The following is a 15,017-nucleotide window of genomic DNA, read 5'->3' on the forward strand; positions in this document are numbered from 1 at the left end:
CCGCCCCCACCCCCCCCCGGGGGTTGGTGGGGGCGGGGGCCCCCGCGGGGGGGGGCCGGTTGGGGGGGGGGCCGGGGGGGGGGGGCGCCCCGCCCGCCCCCCCCCCCGCCGCCAACCTCACTTCTCGGCCTTGCGCCCCCCGTGCCGGACCACCAGTGCCAGCAAGAACGCGGCAAGGCAGAACACCGCGAGCAGGGTGAGCCCCACGAAGTAGGAGTTGCTCTCGGGGTCGTAGGTGGCACCCATGACCAGGGGCGGGAAGTAGCCGCCCAGACCGCCGGCCGCGGCGATGATCCCCCCCACGGTGCCCACGTTCTTGGCGGGGGTCGCCCGACCCACCCAGCCGAACACACCGCCGGTGCCGAGGCCCAGGAACAGGGCCATGAGCAGGAACAGCGGACCGTAGACGTGTTCACCGCTGGGCTGGAGGGCCACGAGCATCGCGAGCACGATCGTGCCGCCGAACGACAGCAGGGTGATGATCTTGGGACCGAAGCGGTCCGCGAGGGTACCGCCCACGGGGCGTGCGATCACGGCGGCGAGCGCAAAGCCCGCGGTGCGCGTGCCGGCCGCGGTGGGATCGTACGAGTAAACGTTGGCCAGGTACGTGGGCAGGTAGTTGGAGAAGGCCACGAACGCACCGAAGACCACCGCGTAGAGGAAGCACAGCTGCCACGTGACCTTGAGCTTGAACGCGGCCTTGAGCTTGGGCATGGCCGGTTCCGCCACGACCCCGGCGCGGGCGGGCGAGTCGCGCAGCAGCAACCAGCACAGCAGGGCGCTCACGGCCACGATGACGGCCACGATCACGTGGGTCATGAAGTACCCGGTCGCGGCGACCAGGCGCGGGGTGAAGAACGCGGAGACCGCGGTACCCACCATGCCCGCACCGAACACGCCCGTGGCGAAGCCCTTGCGGTGGGACTCGTACCACGCGGAACAGAACGGGATACCGATCGCGAACACGGTGCCCGCGATCCCCAGGAAGAACGCCACGACCACCAGCAGCGGGAAGGTGTTGAGCTGACCCACCACACCCGTGAGCAGCACGAGCGGTGCGGTGATCCCCAGGATCACGGTGAACATGAGCCGCCCGCCAAACTTGTCGGTGAGCGCACCCACGGGAACCCGGGCGATCGAGCCCACGAAGATCGGCATGGCCACGAGGATCGCGGTCTGCCCGGGACTCAGGTGCATGTCGTTCGCGTAGCGCTTGGACAGGGGCCCCACGATGGTCCACGCCCAGAAACCCACGGTGGACGCCAACGTGGCCAGGATGAGGTTCCTGAACTGGCCCTGTTTCAGGTTCGGTGCGGCCTCAGCGGCGGGGACGGCGGACATGACTCTCCTCAGGGGTGGGGCGGGAAGGGGCCGAGTTATTTGACGCGCGTGGAACCGGAGCGTTCGCGCGGGGGCCGCGTGCGGCGTCGTGAACTGGCGCGGTCCTGGGTACCGATGGGCTCCCAACCACGGCGGTAGTTCACGGAACCGGCACGCGGGGCATTACCCCGCGAGCGATAGACGATGTACGGGCGGAAGAGGTAATGCAGCGGCGCCGTGAAGGCGTGGACCAGGCGGGTGAACGGCCACACCGCGAACAGGGCCATGCCCCACAGCACGTGCACGTGGAAGCTCGTGGAGGCGGCGGCCATGGCCCCCACGTCCGGTTGCAGGATCCACAGGGACCGGAACCACGGCGACACCGTTTCGCGGTAGTCCACGGTGGCCGGGTCGAACACGGACAGCACCGTGGTGGCCAGACCGGCCAGGATCGCGCCGAGCAGCATCACGTACATGAACTTGTCGTTGGCCGTGGTGGCCATGAACACGGGCCCGGTCCGGCGGCGGCGCACGATGAGCATCACGATGCCCACGAGCGTTCCCACACCGGCGACCGAACCGATGGACAGCGCCAGGAAGTGGTAGGCGTGCTGGGACAGACCCGCCGCCTCCGTCCACGACTTGGGGATCACGAGCCCCATGATGTGCCCCACGAGCACGGCCAGGATGCCGAAGTGGAACAGCGGCGAGGCGATGCGCAGCAACCGGGACTCGTAGAGCTGGGACGAGCGCGTGGTCCACCCGAACTGGTCGTACTTGTACCGCCAGATCAGCCCTCCCACGAGGGTCAGCATGACCACGTACGGCAGGATCCCCCACAAGAGGGTGTCGATCACGTTCACTGGTTTCCTCCGGTCATGGGCAGCAGGCGGGGGTCGTAGGCGTCCAGGCCCACGGCCTCGGTGGGCGGTCCGTAACCGGCCATCCGGGCCACGGCTGACTCGTCCTCGGGCGACGGCCCGGGAAGCGTGGAGCACACGAGTTCCACGGCGCACGCCTGGGGCAGGTTGTCCCGGATCAACGCCAGACGCAACAGCTCCAGGGACGGGCGGTAGCGCTGCAACAGCTCGAAACCGTCCTCGCCGGAGACCCGCGCGGCGAATTCGAGCACCACGGGCAAGTGGTCCGGCAGTTCCTCGTCCCCGAACTCGCACCCGTGCGCGCGGTAGACCTGTTTGAACGCGGACAGGGCCTCACCGCGACGGCGCGTGTCACCGTCCGTCCAATAGGTCAGGTGCAGGCTGTGGCGCCGAGACAGGTCGAACTCCTGGACGTAGTCGCCCTGGATCTCCCGCAAGTCCGATTCCCGCAGCCACCGGATCAGGGGTGCCACCTGTTCGGGGTCCACGCCCACCTCGGTCAGCGCCCGTTCCACGAGGGGCAGCTGCTCGATCACCTCGGGGCGCGGGTAGCTCAGCAGCAGGGCCGCCGATTGGCGGATCACCGCGGAACGCTGCGGGTTGCGGTCCCGGTACCCGGGCACCTCCACGGTCCCCTTCCCGGCCCTACCCAGAAGGCTCGACAGCAGCCCCATCACCGGCCCCCGCTCGCCCCGGCGGTGCCCTGGTCCGGTCGCGAACCCGGGTTGTCGGAGGTCGCCGCGAGCGACGCCCCATCTCGCTCCGGTTGCGCCGGGAACAGTCCCGCGGGGGTCCCGTTGCCGTCCCAGTTGAGCAGGTTCACGCGACCGGCCAACTGGTCGTTGCCCGTGGGGTCCTCGCCCGTCTGCCGTGCCCGCAAGGCTGCGAAGTTCTCGACGGCGACCGGCATGGGTCGGCCGGAGGCCTCACCGAACACGCCGGTCTGGCCCATGCCTGGGCCGCCGTCCACGTCCAGGGAACACCCGATCTCCTCGAGGTTGTGGGCGTCCTCCACGTGGGCGGCGGGGATCACGTAGCGCTCGTCGTACTTGGCGATCGCCATGAGCCGGTACATCTGGCGGATCTCGGAACCCGTCATCCCCACGGCCTGGGCGATCGACTCGTCCGGTTCGTCCCCGAGCGTGACGTTGCGCATGTAGGCGCGCATCGCGGCGAGCTTGCGCAGCACGTGGGTGACCAGCTCGGTGTCCCCCGCGGTGAACAGTTCCGCGAGGTACTCCACCGGGATCCGCAGGGACTCGATGGCGCCGAACAGGTTGTCCGGGTCCTCGCCGTCGTGGCCCTGTTCCTTGAGCAGGTCCACGATGGGCGACAGCGGCGGGACGTACCAGACCATGGGCATGGTGCGGTACTCGGGGTGCAGCGGCAGGGCCACGCGAAGGGTCTTGGCGAGTGCGTACACAGGCGACTTGCGGGCCGCCTCGAGCCAGTCCTCGGGAATCCCGTCCCGGCGAGCGGCGTCGATCACCTCGGGGTCGCTGGGGTCCAGCATGAGGTCCAATTGGGCCTCGTAGAGGTCCTGCTCGTTGGGCGTCGCGGCCGCCTGGGTGACCTTGTCGGCGTCGTACAGGAAGATGCCGATGTAGCGCATGCGCCCTACGCACGTCTCCGCGCACACCGTGGGGATGCCTACCTCGATGCGGGGGTAGCAGAACGTGCACTTCTCGGCCTTGCCGGACTTGTGGTTGTAGTAGATCTTCTTGTACGGGCACCCGGTCACGCACTGGCGCCACCCGCGGCACCGGTCCTGGTCCACGAGCACGATCCCGTCCTCGGACCGTTTGTAGATGGCGCCGGACGGGCACGAGGCCATGCAGGACGGGTTGAGGCAGTGCTCGCACAACCGCGGCAGGTAGAACATGAACGTCTGTTCGAACTCGAACTTGATCCGGTCGTTCGCCTCGTCCCGCAGCTTCTGCACCACGGGGTCCAGGTGACCCATCTCGGTGGCGCCACCGAGATCGTCGTCCCAGTTGGCGGACCACTCGATCTTGGTGTCCTCACCCGTGATGAGGGACTTGGGCCGGGCCACGGGGAAGTCGTCACTCGCGGGGGCGTTGACCAGGTTCTCGTAGTCGTAGGTCCACGGCTCGTAGTAGTCCGCGAGTTCCGGCTGCACCGGGGACGCGAACAACTGCGCGAGCTTCTTGAGCCGGCCACCGGACTTGAGCTTGAGATTGCCGCGCCGGTTCAGTTCCCAGCCGCCCTTCCACCGCTCCTGGTCCTCGTAGCGGCGCGGGTAGCCCTGACCGGGGCGGGTCTCCACGTTGTTGAACCACACGTACTCGGTGCCCGCCCGGTTGGTCCACGCCTGCTTGCACGTGACCGAACAGGTGTGACAACCGATGCACTTGTCCAGGGTCATCACCATGGCAACTTGGGACATCACACGCATCAGTACTCGACCTCCTGGGAACGCTTGCGGACCACGGACACGATGTCCCGTTGGTTTCCGGTGGGCCCCATGTAGTTGAAGGCCCAGGACAGGTGGGCGTAGCCACCGATCATGTGGGTGGGTTTGACCAGGATGCGCGTGACGGAGTTGTGGATCCCGCCACGCTTGCCCGTGGTCTCGGACTTGGGGACGTCGATCGTGCGCTCCTGTGCGTGGTGGACGTACACCACGCCCTCCGGCATGCGGTGGGAGACCACCGCACGGCCCACGAACACGCCGTTGGTGTTGACGCACTCGACCCAGTCGTTGTCCTTGACCTCGATCGCGCGGGCGTCCTGTGGGGCCATCCACACAGTGGTGCCACCGCGGGAGAGGGACAACATGAACAGGTTGTCCTGGTACTCGGAGTGGATGGACCACTTGTTGTGCGGGGTCAGGTAGCGCACCGCGATCGACAGTTCGCCCTTCTCCCCGAGCTGTGGTTCGCCGAAGAGCCGGTGCATGTCCAGCGGAGGCCGGTAGATGGGCAGCATCTCCCCCATGTCCTTGAGCCAGTCGTGGTCCAGGAAGAAGTGCATGCGCCCGGTCAGGGTGTGGAACGGCTTGAGGCGTTCGATGTTCACCGTGAACGGCGCGTACCTGCGGCCACCGGTCTCGGAACCGGACCACTCGGGGGACGTGATCACGGGCACGGGGGCCTGCTGGGTCTCCGTGAAGGTGATCACCTTCTCCTCCGAGCCCCGGGAGAGGTCCGCGAGCGGTTTGCCCACGCGCTTCTCGAGGGTCTCGAAGCCCTGGGTCGCGAGCGCACCGTTGGTGGTCCCGGACAGGCTCAGGATGGCCTCTGCCATCCGGGCGTCCGAGTCCAACGCGGGGCGGCCTTCGGCCGGGCCGGAGTCGAACACGCCGTGCTGACGGCCCAGCCGGTCCACGACCCCGGTGACGTCGAACGTGACGTTCTTGGTGGTCAGCCCGAGCTTGTCCGCGAGCGGGCCGAGCGCCACGAACTTGTCCCCGATGGCCGTGTAGTCACGCTCCACAATCTTCAGTTGGGGCAAGTTCTTGCCCGGCACGGCGGGAACATCCGTGCCCTTCCACTCGGGCACGCGTCCGCCGGGTTGGGCGATCTCCCCCGGGGTGTCGTGCTGCAGCGCGGTGGCCACCACGTCCTTGCGGGTGTCCAGGTGCCCGGCCGAGAGCCTGCCGACCTCGTCCGCGAGCAACTGGAACAGCTTCCAGTCCGTCTTGGCCTCCCACGGCGGGTTGATCGCCGGGGTGAACGCGTGCACGTAGGGGTGCATGTCCGTGGAGGAGAGGTCGAACTTCTCGTACCACGTGGCCGCGGGGAACACGACGTCGCTCAGCAGCGTGGAGGACGTCATGCGGAAGTCCGCGGAAACCAACAGGTCGAGCTTCCCCTCGGGTGCTTCGTCACGCCAGCGCACGTCGTGCGGCGTGGACTCCGCGTGGTCCTGCCCCTGCACGCTATTGCTGGTCCCGAGCAGGTGCTTGAGGAAGTACTCCTCGCCCTTCGCAGAGGAACCGAACAGGTTGGAGCGCCACAGCACGAGGGTGCGCGGCCAGTTCTCGGGGGCGTCCGGGTCCTCGACCGCGAAGTTCAGCTCGCCGTTCTTGAGCTTGGCCGCGATCCATTCGGGTTCCGACGCCGCTTCGCCGCGTTCCACACCCGCGATCGCCGCGTCCGCGACGTCCAGCGAGTTCTCGTGGAACTGCGGGTAGAACGGCATCCACCCGAGCCGCGTGGACTGGGCCACGACGTCCGCGGTGTGCATGCCTCTCAGGTGACCCTCCGCGAGCGGCGACTGCAAGGAGTCGGAGGAGTACCCGTCCGAGCGCCACTGGTCCGTGTGCATGTACCAGAACGCGGTGCCGATCATGAACCGCGGGGGACGCATCCAGTCGTTCGCGGACGCCATGGCCGCCCACCCGGTGATGGGGCGGGCCTTCTCCTGACCCACGTAGTGGGCCCACCCGCCGCCGTTGCGTCCCTGGCACCCGCACAGCATGAGCATGGCCAGGATGGCCCGGTACGTGGTGTCACCGTGGTACCACTGGCAGATGCCCGCGCCCAGGATGATCATGGAGCGTCCGCGGGACTTCTCCGCGTTCGCAGCGAACTCGCGTGCCGTGCGGATCACGGCCTCCGCGGGGACGGACGTGACCTCCTCCTGCCACGCGGGGGTGTAGGGGGTCCGGGCGTCGTCGTAGCCGGCGGACCACTCACCCGGTAGGCCCTCGCGACCCACGCCGTACTGCGCGAGCATGATGTCGAAGACCGTGGTCACCGTGCGCCCGGCCACCGTGGTGGTGGGTACGCCGCGGCGGATCGTGGAACCGGCCCCCGTGGGGTCGGTGAACGCGGGCAGATCGAGGTGGGTGACACCGCCGTCGTACCCGGCCGAATCCGCGATCGACAGTGCGGGCAGGGTGTCCCCCAGGTCCAGGTTCCACTTGCCCTCGTCCTGGTCGTTGTAGCGGAAGCCCATGGAGCCCTGCGGGATCACGGCCTTGTGCGTGTGCCGATCCAGCAGGACGGTCTTGAACGCGGGATCGGCCTGCCCCGCGGCGGCGGGATCACCCGCTGCCGCGAGATCCTCCGCGGTGACGAACTTGTCCGGGACCACCGTGCCGTCCGCGCGCTCGTCGAGCGAGATGAGGAACGGGAGGTCCGTGTACTGCAGCACGTACTCCTCGAAGAACCGCACGCGACGGTCCACGAAGTTCTCCTTGAGGATCACGTGACCCATGCCCATGGCGAGCGCGGCGTCCGTGCCGGCCTGTGCGGGCAACCACTCGTCCGCGAACTTGGTGTTGTCCGCGTAGTCCGGGCTCACCGAGACCACCTTGGTCCCGCGGTAGCGCACTTCCGCGAGCCAGTGCGCGTCCGGGGTGCGGGTCACGGGGATGTTGGAACCCCACATCATGAGGTAGGTGGCATCCCACCAGTCCCCGGACTCGGGGACGTCCGTCTGGTCGCCGAAGACCTGTGGCGAGGCCACGGGCAGATCGGCGTACCAGTCGTAGAAGCTGTTCATGACCCCACCGATGAGGTTGATGAACCGCGCACCCGCCGCGTGGGACACCATGGACATCGCGGGGATCGGCGAGAACCCCGTGCACCGGTCCGGGCCGTAGGTCTTGATGGTGTGCACGTGCGCGGCCGCGGTCATCTCCACGGCCTCCTGCCAGCTCGCGCGTACCAACCCGCCCTTGCCGCGGGCCTGTTGGAACTCACGACGCTTGACGGGGTCGTTGACGATCGACTCCCATGCGAGCACCGGATCGTGGTGGAGCTGCTTGGCCTCGCGGTACATCTGCAACAGCACGCCCCGGATGTACGGGTAGCGCACGCGGGTGGGCGAGTAGGTGTACCACGAGAACGCCGCACCGCGCGGGCACCCGCGGGGCTCGTACTCGGGGCGGTCCGGACCCACGGAGGGGTAGTCCGTCTCCTGCGCCTCCCACGTGATGATGCCGTCCTTGACGTACACCTTCCACGAGCACGACCCCGTGCAGTTCACACCGTGGGTGGAGCGCACCACCTTGTCGTGGCTCCAGCGGTTGCGGTAGAAGGCGTCACCCGCGCGACCACCCTCACGGAAGACGGCGCGGCCGTCCGGCGTCTCCTCCCAGCGGGAGAAGAAACGTCCCATTTTCAACAGCGCATCTGATGCCGGTCCGTCGATCCCGGCGGGGGTCTCGGTGGTTGCCATACCGGCATGCTAGGTCGATTTGGTATCGAAAATGCGTATTTTGTTCGGCGTGGCTCGAACATTGCGGTGAACCCGTGTGACGTGCGGGAATACGGCATATTTAGCTGGACTAATAAGCCTGGGTGCTGCCGCTGGTTCCCGAGGTTTTCAGGAGCGGTCTCGCGGTTCGCCGTCCCGGTCCCGACGGCGGCCGCACAGACGCCCCCCCAAGGCTGCCGGGCGATTCCCGACGGCGTCCGCGCACCGGTTCCCGGGGGCTCGCGAGGCAACCATGCGACGTCGTTCCCGGATGTCCGTGCGAACGGCTCCAGGCGCTCGCGGGGCGACCGAGCGACGTCGTCCCCTCCCGGCCGACGGTGCCCGACCCGGTCGCGGAGGGCCGGGGCCCGCGCCCGTAGACTGGTGCCCCATGAAGTCGTTCGTCGCTCCCGTGCTGCTCGTGATCACCGCGCTCGTCCAGGCCATGGGCATCTACCCCTACGTCCAGGACGGCATCACGCTCACGGGGCAGCTGCTGTTCCCCATCCTCTTCGCGCTCGCCGCCATGTACCTGGCCCGCAAGGGTCGCCCCGGCGCGTTCGGCACGGCGCACATGGTCATCCTGGTGCTGTCCGTGGTCCTGGTGGCGCTGTCCCTCGTGGGCATGAGCCAGCAGCTCCCGTACTTCTACCCCACCATGATCCTGTACTACATCGCGTTCGTGCTCGTGGCCGTGGAATGCGCGCTGCGCATCGCCGGGTTGCCCAAGAAGTCGCGTGCCGTGGGTGCGGAGTCCGACGACGCCGCCCCCACCCACTGAGCCGTGCCCTCCTCCCCGAACGCGTCCTTGCAGTTGCCCTTCGACACCGTGGTCGTGGCAGGGGGCCGCTCCTCCCGGCTGGGAGGCGCCCCCAAAGCCCAGTTGTCCTTCAAGGGCTCCACGCTGGTGGCCCACACGGTCGCGGCGGTGAGCCTGTTCGGTGCCGTGGTGGTCGTGGGGCCCGAGGATCCGCGGCTGCCGCCGGACGTATTACGCGCCCGGGAGGATCCGCCCTTCTCGGGACCGGCGGCGGCGGTGGCCGCGGGCGTCGTCGTCCTGGACGGCATGAGCGGACGTCACGAGTGGACGGCGGTGCTCGCATGCGACATGCCGCATGTCGACCGCGCACTGCCCGCGCTCGTGCGGGCTGCGCAGGACGTCCCCCCGGAGGTCGACGGCGTGATGGCGTTGTCCGACGAGGGCCGGGCCGAGAACCTCGCCGTGCTGATCCGTTCCGCGGCGCTGAGCGCGGTGCTGCGCGAGGTGCCCACGGTGGACGTGTCCGTGCGCTCGGTGTGGCGTCATCTGACGTTGGACACCGTCCCCGTCCCCCACGCCAGCACGAGCGACGTGGATACATGGGAAGATGTGCGTAGATTCGACCTGCACTGAATCGCCACGTCGAGGAGACATCATGCCCGGACTTCCGCACCAGCACGATCCCGCCGCTCACGAGGACGACGACCAGCGCGAGAACCGTTCGGCGGCGTCGGAACCGACCGTGCGCTGGGCCTCGTGGGACGAGGCCCGACGGATCGCCTACGGCACCCCGCACTCCCTCCCCAACATCCTGTTGCCGCTGGCGAAATGCCTCGACGAGATCCTCGCCGAGTCCGTGACCGCCGAGATGCCCGTGCCCCACTACCCCTCCGCCGCGGCGGACGGCTGGGCCGTGGCCGGGGAGGGCCCGTGGCGGATCCGCATGCCGCGCCCCGCGGAGACCGACGAGCGCCTGCTGCTGACCCTGCCCCCGGACCAGCGCATCCTCCCGGTGGTGGAGCTCAAGCCGGGTGAGGCCACCCACGTCAATGCCGGGGACGCCGTCCCGTTCGGGACCCGCGCGGTTCTCGAGGCCCACCGGGGCCACGTGGTCCCCGCCGACCCCGCGGCTCGCGACATGCCGACCGGTGAGCACGGCCGCGGACCCGAGGAGGGCGACACCCTCGAGGACGCCACACCCGCAGCGACCCTCGTGAAGAACCAGGACGTCCGGGCCGTGGGCGAGGAGATCGAGCAGGGGGACCTCCTGCTGCGCGCCGGTCGCAAGCTCAACCCCGCCCACCTCGGTCTCGCCGCGAGCGCGGGCCACGACATGCTCCCCGTACGACGCCGCCCGCGCGTGACCGTGCTGCTGGGTTTCGCCAACGTGGTCGAGGACGGCATTCCCGGCCCCGGTGAGGTGCGCGACGTCCTCGGACTGCAGCTGCCCGCCGCGCTGCGCGAACTGGGCGCGAACGTGGATCAGGTCCGGCGCGTGGCCGACGGCGCGGACGGGATGATCTCCGCATTCACGGAAGCCCCCATGGGTGCGAGCTCGCTGCTCGACGCCCGTGCGGAGATCGTGGTCTCCACCGGCGGCACGGGTCACGGGGAGGACGATCACGTCCGTAAGGCCCTCGAGGATCTCGGGGCCCACCTCATCATCGATGGCGTGGCGCAAGAACCCGCCCACGGGGTGATCGTGGCCCAGCTGCCTGACGACGGTCCCGTGGTGCTCGCGCTTCCCGGTTCACCGCTGTCCGCGATGACCGGTCTGCTGAGTGTGGGGCACGCCCTGATCGCCGGGGCCAAAGGTGAGGCCATGCCGTTCACGCGCCGTGTCACCGCGGGTCAGGACCTTGAGGCCACAGGCCGCACCCGCGTGATTCCCGCCTACCTTCAGGACGGCCATGTGTTGCCGGAACCCACCGTGGGTCCCACGATGCTCTCGGGTCTCGCCCACGCGGATGTGCTCCTGGTGGTTCCGGAGGACGGCATGAGCGCGGGCCAAGACGTGGAGGTCATCCCCCTCCCCTGGCGGGGCTGAGGCGGGGGCGCCACGGGATGGACCTACGGGGTGCGTCCGGCCGCCAGGAACTTTTGGGTGCCCTGAGCCCCCCCCCGCGCAATTTTCAGGCGCCGTGAGGCCATGGAGCCCAGCCGATGGTGGCTCCAGAGTGACTTGGAATTCGCGGCTGGCCCCGGAATGACTGATATGTCCAGGACAGCTTTGGAACGCCTGGGAGTTACTCAGCGGCCCGGGCATGGCTGAGAGTTACCGCGTGGCCCGGGGTGACTCATAAATTCGCCCGCGGGCGGGCACCGGGGTGGACCTCAGTTCGCGGTGACGAAATAGACGATCGTCCCGATGATGAACGTCAGCGAGGCCAGCAGGGCGCACGACAGTTCCACCAGGATGCCCACGCCCATGGCCTTCGCGGCCACCCAGGATGTGCTCAGTGCGGTGTTGAAGTCTTTGTTGCGCACGGTCTCGGACAGCAGGAGCCCCACCACGAAACCGATGAACAGGCCCACCACGGGGATCACGAACATCCCGATCACCGCGCCCACCACACCGAAAAGCAGCGTGCGGTTCGGGATGGCCCGGCGTTTGAGCTTGCTGCCGGTGAGCACGAGACTCGCGGACATCCCCGCGAGGAGGAGCGTGCCGCCCAGCGCGAGCACGACCCACCCCTCAGGGGCACGCACCACGAACGTCCAGATGATCAACCCGATCAACGCGGTGATGGAGCCCGGGAGCACCGGGACCACGATCCCCACGCAGCCGATGACGATGAGGGCGGCTGTCGCGATGGTGGCGATAATGTCTGCGGTCACGCCCTCATCGTACGGGCAGGGCCGCTGACGAACGGCCCGCCGCGGCGGAACGCGGCGCGCGCCGGGGCCGTCATCGACTGCGCAACCCATGCACAACACCCGGTGGCACCGGTGGTTCCGCAGACCCATGGCCCGTGAACCGCGATCCGAACAGCGGTCCCCGTGGCGCTCCGGGCGGCGGTCCGGGCGGCGGTCCGGGCGGAACCGGCAGCCGCCTATTATGGTATTTCGTACACCAATTATGGAACGGATTCAGCGTGCCCCCCATCAGTGCCCCGCAGCGGCCCAGCACCTCCACCGCCCGCAGGGGCCGCTCATGGCACCGCACCGCGGGCAAGCCCGTGCGCTGGTGGCTCGTGGCCCTCGTGATCGTGATCGCAGCGCACCGGTGGATCCCGGACACCCGATGGCTCATGGTGCACATGGTCACGCTCGGGCTGATCACCACGTCCATCATGGTGTGGTCCCAGCACTTCACCGAGGCACTGCTGCACCACAAGCTCCCGGACTCCGGCCGTCCGCGGCAGATCGTGCGGATCTACGGGGTCACGGTGGGCACCGCCCTGTTGATCGTGGGGATGCTCGCGGGGTGGTGGTGGCTCACTGTGGCCGCGGCCACCGTGATCGGCGTGATGCTCACCTGGCACGGCCTGGCCCTGCTGGCACAATCGCGCACCGCACTGCCCGCGAGATTCGGACTCACCGTGCGCTGGTACGCCACGGCCGCGTTCTTCTTACCCGTGGGGGCGGTGTTCGGCACGATCCTGGCCCGCGACCTCTCCGCGACGTGGCACTCCCGGCTCCTGCTGGCCCACCAGGCCGTCAATGTCCTGGGTTTCGTGGGCCTCACCGTGTGCGCGACCCTGCTGACGCTGTGGCCCACGATCCTGCGCACCCGGATGCGCGACGACGCGGTGCGGTTGTCACGCATCGCTCTGCCCCTCATGGCCGCGGGCAGTCTCCTCGCTGCCGTGTTCGCGGTGCTCGGAACGGCCTCACTCACGGCCGCCGCGTTGCTGCTCTACGCCGCCGGCGCGGCCACGGTGGGGTGGCTCATGCTGCGCACCGGGATGCAGCGCCGCCCCGAGGGTTACATGGGATGGTCCGTGGCCTCGGGCATCGCCTGGCTCGTGATGACCACGGTGCTGGCCGCGTGGCTCGTGCTGACCCGCGGGGTGGAGACCTCCGTGGCGCAGTCCCTCACGATCCCGTTCGTGGCGGGATTCCTGGTGCAGACTCTCTTCGGCGCCATGAGCTACATCCTGCCCTCGACCATGGGCGGCGGCCCCGCAACCGTGCGCGCATCTCTTGCCGCCATGAACCGCGCCGGGGTCTACCGCGTCACGGTCGCCAACCTGTGCATCACGTTGTTCGCCCTGCCCGCCGGGGTCCTGCCCTCGTGGGTCCGCGCGCTCGTGTCGATCGTGGGGGCCGTGGTCCTCGCGGCCTTCATCCCGCTCATGATCTCCTCGGCCAAGGTGGCCATCGCCGCACGACGCCGCGCCGTCGCCGAACGCGCGGCCGGCACAGCACCCACGGACCGCACCGGGGCAACCGCTGCCGAGTCCTCCCGCCGCGGGATGGGAACGGCCGCCCAGTTCCTGGCCGGGGTACTCACGGTGCTGCTCACGATCGCGGCGGGGATCGCCGTCTCACCCCAGTCCGCGGGTTTCTCTCTCACGGGCAGCAACAGGTCGAGCGCGGAGGGCACCGGGGAAACCACCGAGGTCAGGATGCATGCCCAGCAGGACATGCGTTTCGACCCGTCCGAGATCCGGGTACCCCAGGGAAACCGCCTGGTGATCCACCTGACCAACGACGACCCCACCACGGTGCACGATCTCGTCGTCGCCAACGGCGCCACCTCCGGCCGCCTGGACCCGGGAGCCTCCGCGACCGTGGACGTGGGAGTGATCACCGACAGGCTGGAAGGCTGGTGCTCGGTGATCGGTCACCGCTCCATGGGGATGACCGTCGACGTGATCCCCGTGGACGCACAGGGCCAAGAGGTCACCGCCACCGGAACGGACGGCGCCCACGGTTCACACGGGCACGCGGAGCACACCGGAACGGACCCGGCGCAGGCGGCGGATCTCAACGCCGCCCCCGGTGAGGGTTTCACGACCCGTTCCCCCGAGCTGGCCCCCGCATCGAACGAAACCGTGCACCGGATGACGCTGGACGTCCAGGAAGTGGCCCGCGAGGTAGCCCCCGGCGTGACCCAGGACGTGTGGACCTACAACGGTCAATACATGGGGCCCACGCTGCGCGGGAAGGTGGGTGACGCCTTCGAGATCACTCTGACCAACGGCGGCACCATGGGTCACTCCGTGGACTTCCACGCGGGGGACATCTCCCCCGACCAGGCCATGCGCACGATCGCCCCCGGCGAATCGCTCGTGTATCGGTTCACGGCCCACCGTTCCGGGATCTGGCTCTACCACTGCTCCACCATGCCCATGAGCAGTCATGTCGCAGCAGGCATGTTCGGCGCGGTGATCATCGATCCCCCGAACCTGCCGAGCGTGGACCGTGAGTACCTGCTCGTGCAGAGCGAGACGTACCTCGCGGCCCCGTCCCCGGATCAACCCGGCCTCCCGGAGGGGGTCAACGCGGTTGTGGATCCGGAGAAGATCGCCGCGAAGCAACCCTCGTTCACGATGTTCAACGGCCATGCCACCCAGTACATGCACGACCCGCTCACGGCCCGCCCGGGAGAGCGCGTACGGATCTGGGTGCTCGCGGCCGGCCCGTCCCAAGGGTTGAGCTTCCACGTGGTGGGCGGCCAGTTCGACACCGTCTACACGGAGGGCGCGTACCAGCTCTCTCCCGATGGACCCGGTAATCCCGGTGGGACGGGTGGCGCTCAGGCCATGGATCTCGCACCAGCGCAGGGCGGCTTCGTGGAACTCGACTTCCCCGAGCCCGGAACCTACACGTTCGTCAATCACTCGTTCGCCGAGGCCGAGCGGGGCGCCCGGGGGCTGATCCGGGTCCAGGAGTGAGCGGGGCCCGGGCGACGTCGCATCGTCACCCGGGCCCCCGGTCAC

At 68.9% G+C, this 15,017-nt stretch carries 10 protein-coding genes; 4 read left to right on the top strand and 6 right to left on the bottom strand.

The annotated features are described in order from the left end of the window. Nucleotides 1-117: 117 nt before the first annotated feature. From A5728_RS02570 to A5728_RS02590, 5 genes are read right to left on the bottom strand one after another with little or no spacing between them, the layout of a single operon-like run. Nucleotides 118-1,341 carry a nitrate/nitrite transporter gene (locus tag A5728_RS02570; RefSeq protein ID WP_064845564.1) on the bottom strand — a complete coding sequence of 408 codons (1,224 nt, stop codon included), beginning with the start codon at nucleotides 1,339-1,341 and terminating at the stop codon, nucleotides 118-120. 35 nt (nucleotides 1,342-1,376) lie between these two features. Beyond that, nucleotides 1,377-2,183 carry a respiratory nitrate reductase subunit gamma gene (gene narI / locus A5728_RS02575; protein WP_035964865.1) on the bottom strand — a complete coding sequence of 269 codons (807 nt, stop codon included), beginning with the start codon at nucleotides 2,181-2,183 and terminating at the stop codon, nucleotides 1,377-1,379. After that, nucleotides 2,180-2,875: a nitrate reductase molybdenum cofactor assembly chaperone gene (gene narJ / locus A5728_RS02580; RefSeq protein WP_064845565.1), complete on the bottom strand. Its 696-nt coding sequence runs from the start codon at nucleotides 2,873-2,875 to the stop codon at nucleotides 2,180-2,182. Before narJ ends, narI begins: the two co-directional genes overlap by 4 nt. Further along, complete coding sequence (gene narH, locus A5728_RS02585) at nucleotides 2,875-4,617, bottom strand: nitrate reductase subunit beta (protein WP_064845566.1); 1,743 nt, start codon at nucleotides 4,615-4,617, stop codon at nucleotides 2,875-2,877. Before narH ends, narJ begins: the two co-directional genes overlap by 1 nt. After that, complete coding sequence (locus A5728_RS02590; protein ID WP_064845567.1) at nucleotides 4,617-8,351, bottom strand: nitrate reductase subunit alpha; 3,735 nt, start codon at nucleotides 8,349-8,351, stop codon at nucleotides 4,617-4,619. The genes narH and A5728_RS02590 overlap by 1 nt, the downstream gene beginning before the upstream one ends. 409 nt (nucleotides 8,352-8,760) lie before the next feature. Here A5728_RS02590 and A5728_RS02595 point away from each other — a divergent pair, with 409 nt between their 5' ends. Genes A5728_RS02595 through A5728_RS02605 form a run of 3 tightly spaced genes read left to right on the top strand, consistent with a single transcriptional unit; the run spans nucleotide 8,761 to nucleotide 11,176 of the window. Continuing rightward, nucleotides 8,761-9,150, top strand: a complete 390-nt coding sequence (locus tag A5728_RS02595; protein ID WP_064845568.1) for a hypothetical protein — start codon at nucleotides 8,761-8,763, stop codon at nucleotides 9,148-9,150. Between the two features lie 3 nt (nucleotides 9,151-9,153). Further along, nucleotides 9,154-9,762 carry a molybdenum cofactor guanylyltransferase gene (locus A5728_RS02600; RefSeq protein WP_082943182.1) on the top strand — a complete coding sequence of 203 codons (609 nt, stop codon included), beginning with the start codon at nucleotides 9,154-9,156 and terminating at the stop codon, nucleotides 9,760-9,762. A gap of 22 nt (nucleotides 9,763-9,784) precedes the next feature. After that, nucleotides 9,785-11,176, top strand: a complete 1,392-nt coding sequence (locus A5728_RS02605; RefSeq protein WP_064845569.1) for a molybdopterin molybdotransferase MoeA — start codon at nucleotides 9,785-9,787, stop codon at nucleotides 11,174-11,176. Between the two features lie 287 nt (nucleotides 11,177-11,463). Here A5728_RS02605 and A5728_RS02610 read toward each other — a convergent pair whose 3' ends face one another. Continuing rightward, complete coding sequence (locus A5728_RS02610; protein ID WP_064845570.1) at nucleotides 11,464-11,967, bottom strand: DUF456 domain-containing protein; 504 nt, start codon at nucleotides 11,965-11,967, stop codon at nucleotides 11,464-11,466. Between the two features lie 257 nt (nucleotides 11,968-12,224). Here A5728_RS02610 and A5728_RS02615 point away from each other — a divergent pair, with 257 nt between their 5' ends. After that, on the top strand, nucleotides 12,225-14,972 hold the full coding sequence (locus A5728_RS02615; protein ID WP_064845571.1) for a multicopper oxidase domain-containing protein: 2,748 nt from the start codon (nucleotides 12,225-12,227) through the stop codon (nucleotides 14,970-14,972). Nucleotides 14,973-15,017: the final 45 nt, after the last annotated feature.

The sequence above is a fragment of the Kocuria sp. ICS0012 genome (assembly GCF_001665945.1).
Lineage (GTDB): Bacteria > Actinomycetota > Actinomycetes > Actinomycetales > Micrococcaceae > Kocuria > Kocuria marina.

Excerpts from the sequence above, each read along its gene's own strand:
- A5728_RS02570 (WP_064845564.1), bottom strand. The coding sequence starts at position 1,341 with ATGTCCGCCGTCCCCGCCGCTGAGGCCGCACCGAACCTGAAACAGGGC.
- narJ (WP_064845565.1), bottom strand. The coding sequence starts at position 2,875 with ATGGGGCTGCTGTCGAGCCTTCTGGGTAGGGCCGGGAAGGGGACCGTG.
- narH (WP_064845566.1), bottom strand. The coding sequence starts at position 4,617 with ATGCGTGTGATGTCCCAAGTTGCCATGGTGATGACCCTGGACAAGTGC.
- A5728_RS02590 (WP_064845567.1), bottom strand. The coding sequence starts at position 8,351 with ATGGCAACCACCGAGACCCCCGCCGGGATCGACGGACCGGCATCAGAT.
- A5728_RS02595 (WP_064845568.1), top strand. The coding sequence starts at position 8,761 with ATGAAGTCGTTCGTCGCTCCCGTGCTGCTCGTGATCACCGCGCTCGTC.
- A5728_RS02605 (WP_064845569.1), top strand. The coding sequence starts at position 9,785 with ATGCCCGGACTTCCGCACCAGCACGATCCCGCCGCTCACGAGGACGAC.